Below are 16,460 nucleotides of genomic sequence, written 5' to 3' on the forward strand. Positions count from 1 at the left end.
ATTAAACGTAAAAATTTAGCATACCCCTATGTTCCAGAAAATAAATTAATGAAAACAAAACAGAAAGGGGAATATAGTGCGTACGGGCAAATTCCCGCATAATACTGATCGCTTTACCCATTTGGTTTTCAACTGTTTTAATGGAAATTCCAAGTTCGTTGGCAATTTGCTGATAAGTGAGCTTATCAATCCGGCTCATCCTGAAAATAGCACCACATTTTGGTGGAAGGAGTGCTAATGCTTCATCAACAAGTGTTTGTATATCTGTACTTTCTTTATCTTCTTCTGCTTCTAATGGGGTGTCGGTTATTTTATTGTAAACCATTTCATCCTCCATGGATACCGTATGAACTTTCTTCCTCAGTCTTGAAATGCAATTATTGCGTACCGCAGTAATCAGGTAGTAAAGTGCATTTTTATCATTGACCATGTCCTGCTTTATTTCCCAGAATTTTACAAATACTTCTTGTACGGCATCCTGACTCTCGTCGGCGTCGGCAAGATATTTATAAGCATGCATACATAAAGTTTTGTAATGCAGACGGAATAACTTCTGAAAATCTGAATATAAAGGTTCTTGTATGTGCATATAGTAATACCCAGTATGGGCCTGCAATTGACAAAGATAAATTAATTTAAAATATAACGTGGGGGTATTTATGATTCTTGTCGTCTATGGGGAAAGGAATAATAAATTATGCCCAATGTTTAGAAGGAAAATTGCTGTAGTTTCTATACTAATTGTTTTATGTGGGGGCTTCATTGAGGTTAAAGCACAAGGCCTCAAATTTGGAAGACTAAATAGTTTACGCCTTTCTGAAAGTCTGGTGAGGGGAAATTCAAATCTCTCTATATTAACAGTTCTGGGCTATCGTTACCAGTTCAGTGAGGAACTCAAAGCTGGTGTTGATTTTGGTTTTCATAGTGGTACTTATGACGATAGTATAGTAAAGGAATTTAATAGTGCCGCCAGCATTGATTTCACTTATTCACATGGCAGAACGGTAGAACTCTATGGATCAGCCAGCGCTGGGTATGGCTTTTTTACCGGCATTCTTGCCAATAAGTTTATCTATCAGTTCAACCCTCTGGCTATGCGGATTGGCAATGGCAGTATAGTCGGTTTTGCTGAACTGGGCTGGGGATACAGAGGCCTTCTGACTGCCGGGCTCGCCTATAAATTTTAACTCCTGATCGCTCATTTTTTACATTTTAAATTATATGGAACCAATTATCGGAATTATAGAAAATAACTCGGCAAAAGTAGCACAGACGCTGAATGTAGTTTTAGCAGATGAATTTTTGCTTTATACCAAAACGAAGAATGCTCACCTGAATCTTGATGAAAATGACCTCTACCGGAAATTAATGCTTTTCAAGGGACAATATGAGCAATTGGAAATGACAATGGATAGTATTGCACAGCATATCCACTCCACAGGTTACAATATTCCGGCCACACTCGATATATTTCTGGAACTGGAGCACCTGGCTGAGCAGTCCCAGTTTAATTATAGTGGGGTAGAGCTTATCCATGAATTACTCGAAGATCATGAAAGTTTAATCATCCGCCTGCAAAAGAAAGCGGTTTACTTTGGAAATGAGCTTCAGGAATCCGGAGTTGGACGTTATATGATGGAACTCATAGCAATACACCAGAGAATGCGGCTCGACCTGAAGATTTATCTGTAAATTCAGCAATCCCTGTGGGATATGATTACCACAGGGGTTTTGCTATCTATTCTGAATATAAAGGGAGTCTAAAAAAATTAATGGTATTTTTGTCGTTCTATTGAATGAAATATTTACGATTTGAAACCTACATATACTAAATTTCTATCGAGAAAAATTATTCTTGCCTTTTTAGCCGGGGTTATCGTTCTGGCTATAGCTGCATTATTTGTGCGCTATTCTATCACTCATAAATTAGAAAACCTTTCCAGATTCGCTTACGATATAGAACGCGATCAATCTAAACCACAGCGGGCTTTATTACTGCTTCATCAGGCTGAAGATGATTTTCAGGAATCACTTTTAAGTACAGACAGTACTAAAAGCAATGCTTATAAAATAAAATTGTCACAAGCGTTTAATGAGATCGATTCCCTGCTTAAAGAAAATACGGATACAGCAGGTTTATCTGCTATACAGCGTAATAAAGTTAGATATTGGTATCATCAAAAATTAAAGCTATCTGAAAACTTATATACGCTCAAGCATAATTTTGATTCCCTGCTTACTGCTTATACTGATTTTAACCTGAATAATCGGCATTTACCCGGTATCCAAACGGTGGTGCATGCGAATAAAAAGATTACGAAGAGTCAAACCGATACTATCCGTAAGGAATTGGAAGTTCAAAAGAAAGGGCTCTTTAGCAGGTTAAAAGATGCTATTTCTAATACGAATTCAACTAAAACAGGGGTAATTGAGATTAACCATAACCGGACCAGTGGTGCTATTGACTCTGTGACGATGAAAATTGCAGGAAATGATAAAAGAGCCTATACAAAAGGTATTAAACAATTACAGGAACGTAATGAAAAGTTATTAACTGCGCAAAAGGAACTGATTACTCTGAATATACGCATCAACAATGAGATGGAACGTATTATCAATGGCGTCAGGGAAATCAATTATAGTATTGTTGCTGAATTTAAGGAGATGGCTTTCAAAAGTTATCAGGAAACTACTGCTTTATTGAACAAGTTTTACCTTGCGGCACTTTTCCTGGTGCTGGTATTTGCCATATTACTGATCATATTTATTATTAAGCTGGATAAGTCAGAAGTGGATCTGCGTAAAGAAAATGATCGCGCTGTAACTATTGCTCAGCAAAAAATGGACTTGCTGCTGCATATGAGCCATGAAATCCGAAATCCACTAACAGCGATCAAAGGTTTCCTTTATATATTCAGTCGTACCAGCCTCTCTCCGCGTCAAACAGAAATGCTGGGCTCTATTACCTTATCTTCTGATATGCTGCTGCTTACCCTGAATGATACACTGGACGCAGCAAAGATGGAAACTAATGAATTTAAGATTAATGCTGAGCCTTTTAATGCTGATTTTGCGCTGAAAGAAGTGATAGAGAGCATGGAATTCAGTGCCACTAAAAAAAAGCTGGCAATCCATTATAATTTTGAAGGAGATAAACAAGCTATCTTGTCAGGCGATAGTTTCAGGTTAAAACAGATCATGGTTAATTTGCTGAGTAATGCGATTAAGTATACCAATACAGGCAGTATTACCGTGAATGCAAAACTTAGCAATGAGGCGCAGCAAAACAAGCTGGAAATTAGTATTAAAGACACTGGAATGGGGATTAGCGCGGAACAGCAAACCAATTTATTCTCTAAATACTATCAAACTAATTCTGCTAAAGGTAAAGCTGGGACTGGTCTTGGCTTATATATATGCAAGCAGATGGTCGAATTGCAAAAAGGAGAGATCAGTGTGGAAAGCAAAGCCGGAGAAGGCAGTACTTTCAAATTTTATATCCCTTATCAACAAGGAATTGATTTAGAGAGCGGGGTTGTTAAACCTGCAACAGATGACCCGCTGGTATTGATGAACGGCATCAGTATTCTGGCAGTCGATGACAATGAACTGAATTTAATGTTTCTGAAAATGATGACCAGTAAGTGGAACATCAGCTTCTACCAGGCATTAAATGGCGCTGAAGCTCTGGATATTTTACATAAAAACCCTGTAAGTGTGGTGCTGACAGCTATTCATATGCCAGAAATGGACGGCTATGAGCTGCTTTCTGCCATCCGGTCTGCTGAGGGTTCTATCCATAAAGTACCCGTGATTGTAATCGGAGGAAATGAAACTGAGCTGGAAAATATAAAGATTTCAGCAAGTGATTTTTCCGGCTTAATCAGAAAACCTTTTATCGAGTCAGAACTGGTTAGAAAAATTGCAGCTGTATTACAACTCCTTCCATCACAGCCGTCATAAATATTTTTATTCTTTTATGTAATTTTAATCTTTTCGCGGAGTCTTACGATAGGGGAGAACTATAATAACGACCTTACCATTTTATAAATTATCGATAAATTTAAATATGAAACAAAAATTACTAATCACAATGGCCATTTCGGGCTTGTTCCTGAGTGCTTCGGCGCAAAAGGTGAAGTTTACCGAGTATGATATGGATAATGGATTACATGTCATCTTACACCAGGATAAAACAGCGCCAGTGGTGGCTGTTTCTGTGATGTATCATGTAGGTTCGAAAGATGAAGATCCGCAAAGAACTGGTTTTGCACATTTCTTTGAACACTTGCTGTTTGAAGGCAGCGACAATATGAAACGCGGAGAGTTTATGAAAACTGTGAGTAGCAATGGCGGGCAAAACAACGCAAATACTTCGCAAGACAGAACCTTTTATTACGAGGTATTTCCTTCGAATCAGTTAGAATTGGGATTATGGCTGGAAAGTGAGCGTATGCTGCATCCTAAAATAGATGAGATCGGGGTTAAAACACAGAATGAAGTTGTTAAAGAAGAGAAAAGATTACGTATTGATAACTCTCCTTATGGAAAGTTTACAGAAAAGATATTTGACCGTTTGTTCCAGGGACATTCTTACCGCTGGCAGCCAATTGGCTCGATGGAACATTTGGATGCTGCAAAATTAAGTGAGTTTATCGCTTTCTTTAAAAAGTATTACGTTCCGAATAATGCCGTACTAACTATTGCCGGTGATATTGATGTTGCCCAGACGAAAGCCCTGGTACAGAAATATTTTGAAGAAGTTCCAAAAGGTGCTCCGGTTGTGAAAACAGTTTATGAAGTGAAGCCTGTAGAGAAAGAAATCATTGATACTGCATATGATGCAAATATTCAGATCCCTGCGATATTTGCTGCTTACCGTGTACCAGGTATGAAAAGTCATGACAGCCAGGTTTTAGGTATGATCAGTACCTTGCTTTCGGGTGGTGGCAGTTCAAGACTGAGTACTAAAATGGTGGATGAAAAGAAAACTGCAATTCAGGTTGCCGCTTTTAATTATTCTTTAGAGGATTATGGTGTCTATATTACTTTGGCACTGCCTAACAACAATACACCACTGAATGATCTTTTGAAAGATATCGATGCGGAGGTTACACGTTTACAGACTGACCTGATCAGCGAATCTGAACTGACTAAATTACAAAACCAGTTTGAAAACAGCTATGTGAGTAAAAACAGTAAAATGATCGGTCTTGCTGAGAATCTTGCCAATGGCTATACTTTCCACAATAAAGATACGAATGATGTGAATGAGGAATTAGATAAAGTGAGAGCTATCACACGGGAAGAAATCAGGGAAGTTGCCCGTAAATATTTAAATAAGAACCAACGTATTGTTCTTTATTACTTACCTAAAAAATAGTCCGCTTTCCAATCAAGATTAAAATTACAAAATGAAGAAGATATTCATACTTGCCTTTGCCACACTGTTTGTACAGTCTGTAGTAGCGCAAAAATTAGATAGAAGTCAGAAACCAAAACCAGGGCCGGCACCTGTACTTACTTTTGCTGATCCGGTGATCTATAAACTCCCTAACGGGATTACGGTTCTGGTTGTTGAAAATCATAAATTACCAAAAGTCTCCGCTACTTTCAGCATAGATGCCGGCCCGGTTACTGAAGGGTCGAAAGGGGGTTCAATCGCTTTACTAAGCGGATTAATGAACGAGGGAACGACAAGCAAAACCAAAGCGCAGTTTGATGAAGCTGTAGATCAGATGGGTGCAGATGTGAGTGTTTCTTCAACTGGCGGACATACCAGTGCACTTACCCGTTATTTCGATAGCGCATTCCTTTTAATGGCTGATGCTTTACGTCATCCTGCTTTCCCGGAAGCTTCTTTTGAGAAATTAAGATCTCAGGCACTGACCGGTTTAAAATCCAGTGAACGCAGTGCTAAAGCTATTTCTGGACGTGTAGTAAATGCACTTGCTTATGGGGTGAACCATCCGTTTGGAGAGTTTGAAACTGAAGAAAGTATTAAAGCACTTAGTTTGAATGATATTAAAACAGCTTATAGTAAATATGTAACTCCTTCCAGAGGCTATCTTACTTTTGTTGGAGATATTAAACCTGAAGCGGCAAAAGCTATAGCAATTAAAGCATTAGGAGACTGGAAAGGTGCTTCTTTAGCGCTTCCGGTTTTAGCAAAAGTAAATAACCCTTCTAAAACTGAGGTCGATGTAGTGGATGTATCCAACGCGGTGCAATCAGAAATTACGGTAACCAACCTGATTGATCTTCCGATGAGCAGCCCTGATTATCATGCTGTTTTACTGGCGAATGAAATTCTGGGTGGTGGTGCTGATGCTAAATTATTCAGAAATCTGAGAGAGAAACACGGTTTTACTTATGGTGCTTATGCTTCCACGGGTTCAGGTCGTTTTCAATCAGCGTTCCGTGCAAATGCGGCAGTAAGAAATGAAAAAGTAGACAGTGCAGTGGTTGAATTTCTGAAAGAAATCAAGGTGATGCGTACCGAAAAAGTAAGTGCTGATGACCTTCAGAATGCCAAAAACCTTTACAATGGTTCTTTTGCTCTGGGGTTGGAAAATCCGGCGCGTACCGCTGGTTTTGCAAGCAATATTCTGATCAATAACCTTCCAAAAGATTTCTACCGGACTTATCTTCAGAAGATTAATGCAGTGACTGCCGATGATATCCTGCGTGTGAGTAAAAAGTATTTTGGTTATGATGATGCAAGGATCGTTATTGTCGGTAACCAGGAGAAATTTGTTCCGGGTTTAAAGAAAATGGGATTTGTTGTTAAAGCCTATGATAGATATGCAGTTCCGGTAAAAGTGGTTTCTGAAGCAGCAAAAAAGGTAGCTGAATAAGCTGTTTTTTAACGGATTAAAACCCCTGGTTTATAGGTTAAACTTAATTTTAGCTATAAACCAGGGGTTTTTGTATTATACTGCCGGAATTTGTCATCTTTGAATACGCTAATTTTAATCGTGAAAAAATCAAAGCCAAAACGGACTACCATACCTGTTCATAAATTGCAGGAACGTACCTCACTGGGGTTAATCATTCGCCATTTTGTCAATTTCAATAAACATGATATGCGAAAATTGGGCGCACACCGGGATGATCATTATATTTTGATTCTTCAGGAATATGGAAATAGCCATGTAAATATTGATTTTAAAACTATAGTAATCAGTGGTTGTGCTGCTTTTTTTATCTTACCAGGACAAGTGCATTATGTGCCTGATTCTCAAGAGGCAGCAGGTTGGTTTATGGCTATAGATTCCTCTTTGGTAGACAAAAGTTATCAGCAGGTTTTCGAGGAACTTGCACTGCATCAGCAAACCCTGGTGGTTAGTACCGAAAAAATAGCTCAGTTGGTTAAATGTGCAGCGCTTTTGTGTGATATGTTTGATGATGGCGAACAAGCCTTGATGCCGGGCACGGTGATTCATTCGCTTGCTTCCGCTTATGTAGGGATTTTTGCTGCACTTTATAAGTCCAGTAATCCCGAAAAGGATAAGCAACTGCTAAGACCGGAAATTATTACCAGTGAGTTCCGGAAATTAGTAAGCAGTCAATTTAAAACCCTTAAAAATCCAAGTCAGTATGCAGATATGCTTTCGCTTTCCCTGTCTTACCTGAACGAGGTGGTTAAAGTGGTAACCGGTTTCCCTGTAAGCTATTGGATCCATCATGAAATCGTTCTTGAAGCCAAGAGAATGCTATATTATAGCGATTTAACGGTGAAGCAGATTGCGTTTTCACTGGGCTATGATGACCATGCTTATTTCTCCAGGCTGTTCAGTAAAGTGGCGGGTGTTTCCGCTGTACAATTCCGGAAAGACTACCGCGAATAATCCAAGTTAAACCTTGGATAGTCTCTTGAATGGGCATTTGTTTTATCGTTTTTTTGTATAAAATAAAGCTGATGAACAGTATCAAAAAGAAAGTCTTATCAATTTTTGAAAGCCGCGTTTTAAAACAAGGACGTGTATTAGAAGTAAGGGCGTGGAATCCCGCCACTTTTTTTGAAGTAGATGTGCACCTTCCGGGTGTAGATATGGAAAAATGGACTTCAGTCCAGCATATAAAAGTTAAAGTTTCCGAATATACCTATCGTGATTATACCCCGGCATTGTGGGATACTGAAACACAAACGTGTACGCTTTGTATCAGTTCAGACCACAAAGGGCCGGGAAGTGACTGGGTCAGTAATTTGAAAAAAGATGACATTCTCTCTTATGTCGGCATAGGAGGCACTTTTCACAAACCAGTAGCAGATAGCAGGTTATTGTGCTTAGGCGATAGCAGTAGTATCGGTCATTTTCTGGCTTTAAAGCAATTGGCTCTGGGTATTGGTGAAGTCTACGGCGCGATTAGTTTTAATATGGAATCACATGCACAGGAATTCTCAGAATATTTTGATACTTATCTGCAGCCATTAAATGAAAATAAAAAGGATCTTTCTTTGGTTACCTGGCTGAATGAGCAGGAATTGAGTAATGAGACAATTTATATTGCTGGCCATATTCCAACAGCGATGCAACTCCGCAGCCATTTAAAACAGCGAAATGATTTTAACGGAAGTATTAAATTACAGGGATTCTGGCAATAATGAAACGAATTAACGAAATGAAATCAGATATTTTACTGGATCTGTGGTTTTTAATGGTCGCGCTTAATTGCTTATTAAATTTGGTTGGTATATTGTAAATTAGTGTCATCATATCAATTAAGCTTATGCTGATCAACAACTATCTTGAAAGCGTATTCAAACAGTTTGAATATTATAAAATGCTTGGCGAAAAAACTTTTGTACAACTGACGGATGCACAGCTTTTTTATCAATATAATCAGGAAAGTAATAGTATCGCAACTATTGTTAAGCATATATCCGGGAATATGTTATCGCGCTGGACAGACTTTCTGACAGCGGATGGTGAAAAGGAATGGCGTAACCGGGAAGCGGAATTTGATAATGATGTTAAAGACAGAGCAGAATTAATGTTGCTATGGAATAAAGGCTGGGATTGTTTGTTTACAGCTTTGAATACGATTAATGAGGATAATTTTGAAAAAATTATTTATATCAGGAATCAGGGGCACTCCATTACTGAAGCAGTGAACAGACAGCTGGCGCATTACCCATATCATATCGGTCAGCTCGTATTTTTGGGTAAAATGCTGAAGAATGACAACTGGGATTCTTTATCCATTCCACGTGGAGATTCTCAAAAGTTTAACGGAGAAAAATTTGCTCGGCCGAAAACGAAGACGCATTTTACAGATGAATTCCTGAATAAAGGAAAGATTTAGTCTTTACGATAGCTTTTATAAACGGTGATTTTTATGTTTTTGTTTATAAGGACAATTATTTAAATTTAGGCTGGTGATAGTATCTAATCAATTGACAGTTGAAAGCTTATCTGCATAGTTTTATCAAGGCTAATTACAGAACCATTTTTACAGTGGGGTTACTGGTATTGATATTTCAGATAAGTGTGAAGCAAAATTTCCTGTTATTTCATACTATTGTTGAACTTTCTGCCATTGTAATTGCCTTCGCAGTTTTTATAGTGACCTGGAACACCAGGAAAATAATTGATAACAATTATTTGTATTTCGTTGGGATGGCCTATATTTTTATTGGCACCTTAGATCTGCTGCATACCATTACTTATCCGGGCCTGAATATTATTCCAGGAACTATTTATTATACAAATCAGTTTTGGATTGCCACAAGATTTCTTGAAGCTTTAACCTTCATGATGGGTTTCTGGTTTCTGAAAAGAAAGAAAGTACTCAACGGAGATATTACAATATTGACTTATTGCGTAGTAACGATACTCTTTACCTTATCTATTTTATACTGGAAGATATTTCCTGTTTGTTATCTGGAAGGAATAGGGCAGACGCCTTTCAAAATTACTGCTGAATATGTAATTATCGCCATGCTCTTTTTTGCCGGATTTCTGTTGTATAGTTCCCGCAATAGTTTTAGTGCCTCTGTGTTTCGGTTTTTGATTGTATCTCTGTTTTTTGCTATCCTCAGTGAATTCTGTTTCACCTTATATGTTTCTTTTTTTAGTGTACCTGCAGAAATAGGGCATTATGCAAAGTTGATTTCGTTCTTTTTAATTTATAAGGCCAACGTAGAAACCGGATTTACCAAACCCACAGAACTCATCTTTAAAGATCTGAAGGATAATGAAGAAAAGTACAGGACGCTGACGGAAAATCTTCCTGAGCTGATCTTCCGCTTTGACCGGAGCTTCCGGTGTTTATATGCCAACTGCGCGCTGGAACAATTTCTTTCCCTGCAGCATGGAACTTATACTGGAAGGAAATTAAGCCATCTTGGATTTCCTGCTTCTTTTGAGCACCTGTTAATCAAAATGTTAATCGCGGTGAAACAAACAAAGATCACCCAGGAAGCTAATTTTGATCTGAATGAAGGAAATTATGCCAGATCTTTCTCTATCCAGGTAATTCCTGAATATGGCCTGGAAGATCATGAAGCGACTTATTTAGTCATTTGCTACGATATTACAGCTTTAAGGATTACGGAATTAAGGTTAATGGAGTTGAATAATACCAAGGATAAGTTCTTTTCAATTATCGCGCATGACCTGAGAAATCCATTCACTTCACTGATCTCTTTTAGTGAGCTGATTTATAAAAATGTGAATAGGCTGAGTCCTGAGAAAATTGAAAGTTTAGCTATGAGAATGAATGATTCCGCTAAACAAGCCTATGTTTTATTAGAAAATCTGCTGCATTGGTCAAAGATGCAGACCGGAGTGCTGAAACCTGATTTACAGGAATTGGACGTTGTTGAGTTGTTCAACGAAATTAAACATATTTCTTCTTCCATTGCTGTTGCGAAAGGAATAGAGATCAAAATTGAAGAATTACCTTCGGCCAGAATTGTTGCAGATAAACAAATGGTGAGTACAATATTGAGGAATATCATTGCTAATGCGATCAAGTTCAGTTATGCAGGTGGGAGTGTGGTGCTCAATGCTTATGACCGTCAGGATGAGATCCTGTTTTCAGTAACGGATTCTGGCGTCGGTATTGAAAAGAAACAGATGGAGTTGCTGTTCAAAGCCGACAGCAGTTTTTCTACACCTGGAACTCAAAATGAAACAGGAACAGGTTTGGGGCTAAGATTATGCAGGGAATTTGTAGAAATAAGCGGTGGAAGTATCTGGCTGGAAAGTGAGCTGGGGCTGGGGACGACTATCTATTTTACGATACCAACTCAGACGGTGCATTCTTCCAAAGATATTTCTGTTTAAACGTAGTTGTTAAATGATAAAAGCTCCTCAGGAGCTTTTATCATTTAACAACTTAATTAGCGATCAGTTGCTTTGTATATTCCTGAATCGCATTTTTGATATTTTGAACAATCTCTTGTCTTCCACTTAAAGAGTTGATATATTCTTCTTCTTCAGGATTACTGATAAATCCTATTTCGGTTAATACCGCAGGCATACCTGCTCTTGCCAATACAGCCAGACTTTGTTCTTTTACCCCACGGTTAACGCGGCCAACTTTGACATATTGCTGCTGAATTAAAGTTGCCAGTTTAATACTCTGGCGGCGGTACGCATTTTTCATCAGCGAAAGGATGATAAAACTTTCCGGATCATTTGGGTTATATCCGTCGTAGTTTTCCTTGTAATCCTTCTCTAGTAAGATTACCGCATTCTCTCTGACCGCTACATCCTGTTCGCCTAATCTGCCAGAACCGGAAACGAATGTTTCCACTCCTGTAGTTTCTGTTCTGCCTCTCATGTTTCCTGGCATTGAATTACAGTGAATAGAAATAAATAAGTCGGCGTGCGCTTTGTTTGCGATGTCGATCCGTTCATATAAAGGGATAAAAACATCCTCTGTACGTGTATATATTACCTTGGTGTTCTCAATTTCTTTCTCGATTGTTTGTCCCAGCAGCATGGCAACATCCAGAGCAACGTCTTTTTCTTTAGAAAACAAACCCCTTGTTGATCCGTCTTTTCCACCGTGACCCGCATCAATAACGATGATCATTGGCTTAAGAACAGGAGCTGGTTTGACTTGTTGTACCGCAGGCGCTGTTTGTATTTGTGGTACTGGTTGTACTTGCTGAGGCGTTTGTGCGTATATATAAGAAGAACTAAGCAGAAAAAGAACAGTAAAAGCAGTTCTAAAGGCTGTTTTGTTTTTAATGTTTTCAGGCATTATTTTTTGCAGGTTTATTAGTGTTTTTATAAAATCCTTTTGAGGATAATTCACAAATTTACAAAGATAACGCTGAAATTCTAAACTTAGTTCGAATTCATTGCCCTGAAAATTACTAAGAAGAAGAAATAACAAGTTTCGGCAGAAATAATAAAAAATATAAAACTTTAAACGTTTTTTTTGATTTAAGGTAGAAACTGAACAATAGGAGTTGTTCAAAACAGATGTTTAACCTTAACAGAACATTATGAATTTAAAGTTTCTGGCAGTCGTAGCCTTAACCGGAATGGTTTTTACGGCATGTAATTCAAACAAAGGAGGTAGTAGTGATACCTCAAATACTGGAATGACAGATACATCTTCCATGGATACTACAATGCATGATACCACCAGGTCAGATACTTCAGGTGTGGGCGTTAGCGGGGCTGGCCCGGGTACTGAAGGCTCAGGGGCTGGTGCGACAGGCACTAACGGGCAAGGTACGCCGCCTCCTGGTACCACAACTACTCCTGGAATGACAGGTGACAAAAATCCGAGTCCGGTAAAACCTTAATCAAATGCTGGTAGTTTTATAGTTCATTCTGTAAAACTACCAGTTTGTTTTTCTTCCTGAATGCTATGAATGAGCTTCAGTTCTTGTCTGAATAAGCTATTGTTTAATCTGTTTTTATCTGGTTAAGTGTTTTTTTAAGATAATGCTATGGAAATGATCCATAATCAGCATCATCTGTTTAATAAACCGAACCCCATTCGCCAGTGGCGATAAAAACAAAAAGATTATGGCTGAATTAAACAATACCTCCCGTAACAGAAAAAGTATTCCTAAAGTTGATCTGACTGCAATGGTAGACCTGGCTTTTTTACTGATTACTTTTTTTATGCTGACTACTTCCCTTGCTAAGCCAGTGGCTATGGATATTGCTAAACCAGACACTAGTGATCCGGATGCGACCCTGGATTATGCAGCTTCAAGAACCATGACTATTTTACTGGGTAAAGATAATAAAGTGGCGTGGTATATGGGAGAAGCAGGAAAAAGCAGGCCAAATATTGAAGGGTTCAGTCATATCAGGCACTCCATTTTAAACAATAAAATGAATGTAGCTCTTGCGAATGCGAATCGTCCTGACAAGACACTTACTGTCATTATTAAGCCTACAGCAGGGGCTACCTATAAAAATTTTGTAGATATCATGGATGAGTTGTCTGTAGTAAAAATCACGAATGCTCCGGCAATTGATGATCATCATATTACTGATGCTGAAAAGACATTTATGAAACTCAATAATATTTTATAATTGAACTGTTCAACAGTGCAGGTAAGCATTGTAACGACCTTGCCTGCACTGTTTTTATTTGGTTAACTCTAAATCAGCAGTTAAGTTTTTATCTTTCCTGTATTTGGCAAGATTAATCAAGAGTACACTTCCAAGAATAACAAACAATCCGAGAATTTGAATCAGACTGACTGTTTCACTGGTAAAACATACGCTTAATAGAATTGCTACCACGGGATTAACATAAGCATAGGTACTTACCTGGGTTGCAGGACGAACTGTTAAGAGCCATACATAGGCACTAAATGCAGCAATTGAACCAAATATGATCAGGTAAATAATAGCTAACCAGGCACTAAGTGATACACTGCCCCAGTGGAAATGCTGATACTCAGAGCTCAGTGCACTACCTCCTATAAAAGCAGTACCTGCAGCCAGCATTTGCCAGGCTGTATTTACAGATACAGAACTCCCGGGTGCTGAATGGTATTTAGAATATAAAGATCCTCCAGCCCAGGCAACCGGGCCGAGAACCAACAAACACATTCCTACTATCTGGTTTGAGCTTTGAGTTGTATTTACTGCCTGAATTACTTGTTCCGAAAATAACAGGATTACACCAATAAAGCCTATAATCAATCCTGCTATTGTCGATTGACTACTTAAGTTTTCCTTCCATTTAGGTTTGTCCAGAATTACAAACCAGATGGCTGCGGATGCAACCATAATGGCTACCAGGCCACTTGGAATAAATTGTTCTACCCAGATTACTGTACCATTGGCAACCCCAAGCATTAACAGACCGCTAACTATTGCATATTTTATATTTTTCCAGTCGAATATTTTTTCTCCTCTGAATTTACACCAGGTCATAAGCAGGGTGCCTGCAATGACGAAACGGAAAGTGCCAAGAAAAAATGGCGGAAAGCCGGCAAGGGCTCTTTGAATGAAAAAATAGGTAGACCCCCATACAATATATACAGTGGCAAATGCGAGATAGACGAGGAGCGGAGAGGCGGGTTTGTTGGTCATGATACTTTTTTGTTTTCAGGAATGACTAATTGTTGTTGTTCTTTTACAGTTTCCAGAACGATCGTCGTACGGATAGACACGATCGTTGTGATCTTACTAAAGGAATTTCGCATCAACTCCATCAAAGAGGCAGAGTCTGCCGTTCTCACTTTAACTAAATAACAATCCTCTCCTGCAATGATATGCACCTCCTGAACTTCTTCTATTTTAGCAAGTTCAATTGCGGTAGTTGTACATCCCAGGCTGTGTGATGCTTTCATGAAGATGAAGGCCAGCAATTTCAGACCTACTGCTGCGGGATTAATCCTGGTCGTATATTGAACAATTACTTGCTTTTGTTCCAGTTTCTTTACCCGCTCCAGAACAGCAGATGGTGCCATATCAAGTTCTTTTGCCAGGTGGACATTGGAAATTCTTGAATTATCCTGCATTAATCTTAATATCGCAAGATCAATATGATCTAAATTAATGTTGTTTTCGACTATCATTCTATAAATGTAATACAATTCAGAATTATATTCATTTATATTGTGAAATAAATATAATAAATTCTGAATAGATGATTGCCGCTGATTAGGATAACATCTCTTTATAAACACAAAACCACCCTGCCGTTCAGCAGAGTGGTTTTGTGTTTATAAAATCTTATAGATTCTTGTTAAGAACTCATTTTAATCTTTATGTTTTCCTTTTCCATGACCATTATTGCCTTTGTCTTTCCAGTCACCTTTTTTGTCATTTCCTGAATCATATTTCTTAGCCTGTCCGGGCGGCATTCCGTGTGGATGTCCTTTGACTGCATAATACCTTGGATCATCACTATACTTGATTACTTTTTGATTACGTACTTTTTTATACTTTGCATATTTTACTTTGTCACTATTAAAATTGCGGTAAGGATTACTTGAATTTACGACAACTTTATAGCCATTGTACAGATCATAACTACTGTATCTGGGAGGAAGTGAAGATGAAGATATCCATCTGCTCCCTTCACGGTACGAAAACTGCCGCTTAGGTACGTTATAATAACTTTCTATATCCGGAAGATAATAGTTATCTACATGATCATAACCTACCGGGCCCCACAGTGGCTGTGATCCGATATTGACATTTACATTGATCTGTGCTGCTGCATGGTATGGCAAAAAGCCTATCATGCCAAGCAAACTAAGTAATATTAGCTTTTTCATTTTGTGGTTATTAGGTTATAGCTGTGCTGATTACAGCATAGTAATATCACATTCGAAAATAATGCCACATCCTTATAAATTAAGAAACAACGCTTTAATTTTATCAAATGACAACTCTTTATAATTATCTATATATAAATTACACTTTGGCAGTTCTTCTGCGGTGTGAGAAGTTAATACGCCCACTACCCGCATTCCTGCATTTAGTGCAGCGGAAATGCCTGAGTATGAATCTTCAAAAACAAGACATTGTTCAGGAGAGACACTCAGATTATGAGCGGAGGCCAGGTATACTTCAGGATCTGGTTTGTGCTTTTTAACATCTTCACTCGCCAGGATAGAACCTAATTTTTCACGGATGGGTACCTCGCTTAAAATCAGATCCAGGTTGGCGCAAGGTGCAGATGTAGCCACCCCCATTTTAACCCCGTTATGCTGTAAATCAGTAATGAATTCAAGGATACCAGCAATGGGTTCGATATGCGGAGCATATATTTTCCGGAAAAGACTTTCCTTTTCATTTTCCATTTCATATAACTCTTCCTCTGCAACAGGTCTTCCTAAAAAATGGGACAGGATATAGCGATTGCTTTTTCCAAACATATGTGCTGCAAAGTCTTCTGGCGTAGGGTAAAGGTTACGTACGGAGAAAAATTCACGGAAAGCCATGGAATGATAGGGATTGGTATGACAGATTACTCCGTCCATGTCAAAGATGACAGCAATTTCTTTATTCATC

17 protein-coding genes are annotated in these 16,460 nt (G+C 38.4%); 11 read left to right on the forward strand and 6 right to left on the reverse strand.

Going from position 1 to position 16,460, the window contains the following annotated elements; all coding sequences use genetic code 11:
* Position 1: 1 nt before the first annotated feature.
* Complete coding sequence (locus AB3G38_RS02110; protein WP_367866848.1) at positions 2-589, reverse strand: RNA polymerase sigma-70 factor; 588 nt, start codon at positions 587-589, stop codon at positions 2-4.
* 115 nt (positions 590-704) lie between these two features.
* Here AB3G38_RS02110 and AB3G38_RS02115 point away from each other — a divergent pair, with 115 nt between their 5' ends.
* From AB3G38_RS02115 to AB3G38_RS02155, 9 genes are all read left to right on the forward strand, one after another.
* The gene (locus AB3G38_RS02115; protein ID WP_367866849.1) at positions 705-1,187 is read left to right on the forward strand and encodes a hypothetical protein; all 483 of its coding nucleotides are present in this window, start codon (positions 705-707) and stop codon (positions 1,185-1,187) included.
* Positions 1,188-1,221: 34 nt separating this feature from the next.
* On the forward strand, positions 1,222-1,692 hold the full coding sequence (locus tag AB3G38_RS02120) for a ferritin-like domain-containing protein (RefSeq protein WP_367866850.1): 471 nt from the start codon (positions 1,222-1,224) through the stop codon (positions 1,690-1,692).
* Between the two features lie 120 nt (positions 1,693-1,812).
* Positions 1,813-3,963 carry an ATP-binding protein gene (locus AB3G38_RS02125; RefSeq protein WP_367866851.1) on the forward strand — a complete coding sequence of 717 codons (2,151 nt, stop codon included), beginning with the start codon at positions 1,813-1,815 and terminating at the stop codon, positions 3,961-3,963.
* A gap of 106 nt (positions 3,964-4,069) precedes the next feature.
* Entirely contained in the window at positions 4,070-5,383 is a 1,314-nt protein-coding gene (locus AB3G38_RS02130; RefSeq protein WP_367866852.1) for a M16 family metallopeptidase, read from the forward strand.
* A gap of 31 nt (positions 5,384-5,414) precedes the next feature.
* Positions 5,415-6,857 carry a M16 family metallopeptidase gene (locus AB3G38_RS02135; RefSeq protein ID WP_367866853.1) on the forward strand — a complete coding sequence of 481 codons (1,443 nt, stop codon included), beginning with the start codon at positions 5,415-5,417 and terminating at the stop codon, positions 6,855-6,857.
* A gap of 120 nt (positions 6,858-6,977) precedes the next feature.
* Positions 6,978-7,850, forward strand: a complete 873-nt coding sequence (locus AB3G38_RS02140; protein ID WP_367866854.1) for a helix-turn-helix domain-containing protein — start codon at positions 6,978-6,980, stop codon at positions 7,848-7,850.
* A 71-nt stretch (positions 7,851-7,921) separates the two neighbouring features.
* Positions 7,922-8,608: a hypothetical protein gene (locus tag AB3G38_RS02145; RefSeq protein WP_367866855.1), complete on the forward strand. Its 687-nt coding sequence runs from the start codon at positions 7,922-7,924 to the stop codon at positions 8,606-8,608.
* Positions 8,609-8,733: 125 nt separating this feature from the next.
* Complete coding sequence (locus tag AB3G38_RS02150) at positions 8,734-9,309, forward strand: DUF1572 domain-containing protein (protein ID WP_367866856.1); 576 nt, start codon at positions 8,734-8,736, stop codon at positions 9,307-9,309.
* 98 nt (positions 9,310-9,407) lie between these two features.
* Entirely contained in the window at positions 9,408-11,294 is a 1,887-nt protein-coding gene (locus tag AB3G38_RS02155; RefSeq protein WP_367866857.1) for an MASE3 domain-containing protein, read from the forward strand.
* A 52-nt stretch (positions 11,295-11,346) separates the two neighbouring features.
* Here the strand turns inward: AB3G38_RS02155 and AB3G38_RS02160 are convergent, their stop codons facing one another.
* Positions 11,347-12,219, reverse strand: a complete 873-nt coding sequence (locus AB3G38_RS02160; RefSeq protein ID WP_367866858.1) for an N-acetylmuramoyl-L-alanine amidase — start codon at positions 12,217-12,219, stop codon at positions 11,347-11,349.
* A 247-nt stretch (positions 12,220-12,466) separates the two neighbouring features.
* Here AB3G38_RS02160 and AB3G38_RS02165 point away from each other — a divergent pair, with 247 nt between their 5' ends.
* On the forward strand, positions 12,467-12,772 hold the full coding sequence (locus AB3G38_RS02165; RefSeq protein WP_367866859.1) for a hypothetical protein: 306 nt from the start codon (positions 12,467-12,469) through the stop codon (positions 12,770-12,772).
* 226 nt (positions 12,773-12,998) lie between these two features.
* Complete coding sequence (locus AB3G38_RS02170) at positions 12,999-13,517, forward strand: ExbD/TolR family protein (RefSeq protein ID WP_367866860.1); 519 nt, start codon at positions 12,999-13,001, stop codon at positions 13,515-13,517.
* A gap of 54 nt (positions 13,518-13,571) precedes the next feature.
* Here the strand turns inward: AB3G38_RS02170 and AB3G38_RS02175 are convergent, their stop codons facing one another.
* The 4 genes from AB3G38_RS02175 to AB3G38_RS02190 all read right to left on the reverse strand — a co-directional run bounded on the left by AB3G38_RS02175 (position 13,572) and on the right by AB3G38_RS02190 (position 16,459).
* The gene (locus AB3G38_RS02175) at positions 13,572-14,528 is read right to left on the reverse strand and encodes an EamA family transporter (RefSeq protein ID WP_367866861.1); all 957 of its coding nucleotides are present in this window, start codon (positions 14,526-14,528) and stop codon (positions 13,572-13,574) included.
* A complete protein-coding gene (locus AB3G38_RS02180) occupies positions 14,525-15,016 on the reverse strand; it encodes an Lrp/AsnC family transcriptional regulator (RefSeq protein WP_367866862.1) in 492 nt (163 codons plus the stop codon). The genes AB3G38_RS02175 and AB3G38_RS02180 overlap by 4 nt, the downstream gene beginning before the upstream one ends.
* A gap of 183 nt (positions 15,017-15,199) precedes the next feature.
* Entirely contained in the window at positions 15,200-15,721 is a 522-nt protein-coding gene (locus tag AB3G38_RS02185) for a hypothetical protein (RefSeq protein ID WP_367866863.1), read from the reverse strand.
* 72 nt (positions 15,722-15,793) lie between these two features.
* A complete protein-coding gene (locus AB3G38_RS02190) occupies positions 15,794-16,459 on the reverse strand; it encodes an HAD family hydrolase (RefSeq protein WP_367866864.1) in 666 nt (221 codons plus the stop codon).
* Between the last annotated feature and the right edge of the window lies 1 nt (position 16,460).

It is taken from the genome of Pedobacter sp. WC2423, from assembly GCF_040822065.1.
Taxonomy (GTDB): Bacteria; Bacteroidota; Bacteroidia; order Sphingobacteriales; family Sphingobacteriaceae; genus Pedobacter.

Coding starts and splice junctions, on each gene's coding strand:
- AB3G38_RS02160 (WP_367866858.1), bottom strand. CDS start 12,219: ATGCCTGAAAACATTAAAAACAAAACAGCCTTTAGAACTGCTTTTACT.
- AB3G38_RS02115 (WP_367866849.1), top strand. CDS start 705: ATGTTTAGAAGGAAAATTGCTGTAGTTTCTATACTAATTGTTTTATGT.
- AB3G38_RS02185 (WP_367866863.1), bottom strand. CDS start 15,721: ATGAAAAAGCTAATATTACTTAGTTTGCTTGGCATGATAGGCTTTTTG.
- AB3G38_RS02165 (WP_367866859.1), top strand. CDS start 12,467: ATGAATTTAAAGTTTCTGGCAGTCGTAGCCTTAACCGGAATGGTTTTT.
- AB3G38_RS02145 (WP_367866855.1), top strand. CDS start 7,922: ATGAACAGTATCAAAAAGAAAGTCTTATCAATTTTTGAAAGCCGCGTT.
- AB3G38_RS02130 (WP_367866852.1), top strand. CDS start 4,070: ATGAAACAAAAATTACTAATCACAATGGCCATTTCGGGCTTGTTCCTG.
- AB3G38_RS02150 (WP_367866856.1), top strand. CDS start 8,734: ATGCTGATCAACAACTATCTTGAAAGCGTATTCAAACAGTTTGAATAT.
- AB3G38_RS02135 (WP_367866853.1), top strand. CDS start 5,415: ATGAAGAAGATATTCATACTTGCCTTTGCCACACTGTTTGTACAGTCT.
- AB3G38_RS02190 (WP_367866864.1), bottom strand. CDS start 16,459: ATGAATAAAGAAATTGCTGTCATCTTTGACATGGACGGAGTAATCTGT.
- AB3G38_RS02170 (WP_367866860.1), top strand. CDS start 12,999: ATGGCTGAATTAAACAATACCTCCCGTAACAGAAAAAGTATTCCTAAA.
- AB3G38_RS02110 (WP_367866848.1), bottom strand. CDS start 589: ATGCACATACAAGAACCTTTATATTCAGATTTTCAGAAGTTATTCCGT.
- AB3G38_RS02180 (WP_367866862.1), bottom strand. CDS start 15,016: ATGATAGTCGAAAACAACATTAATTTAGATCATATTGATCTTGCGATA.
- AB3G38_RS02120 (WP_367866850.1), top strand. CDS start 1,222: ATGGAACCAATTATCGGAATTATAGAAAATAACTCGGCAAAAGTAGCA.
- AB3G38_RS02175 (WP_367866861.1), bottom strand. CDS start 14,528: ATGACCAACAAACCCGCCTCTCCGCTCCTCGTCTATCTCGCATTTGCC.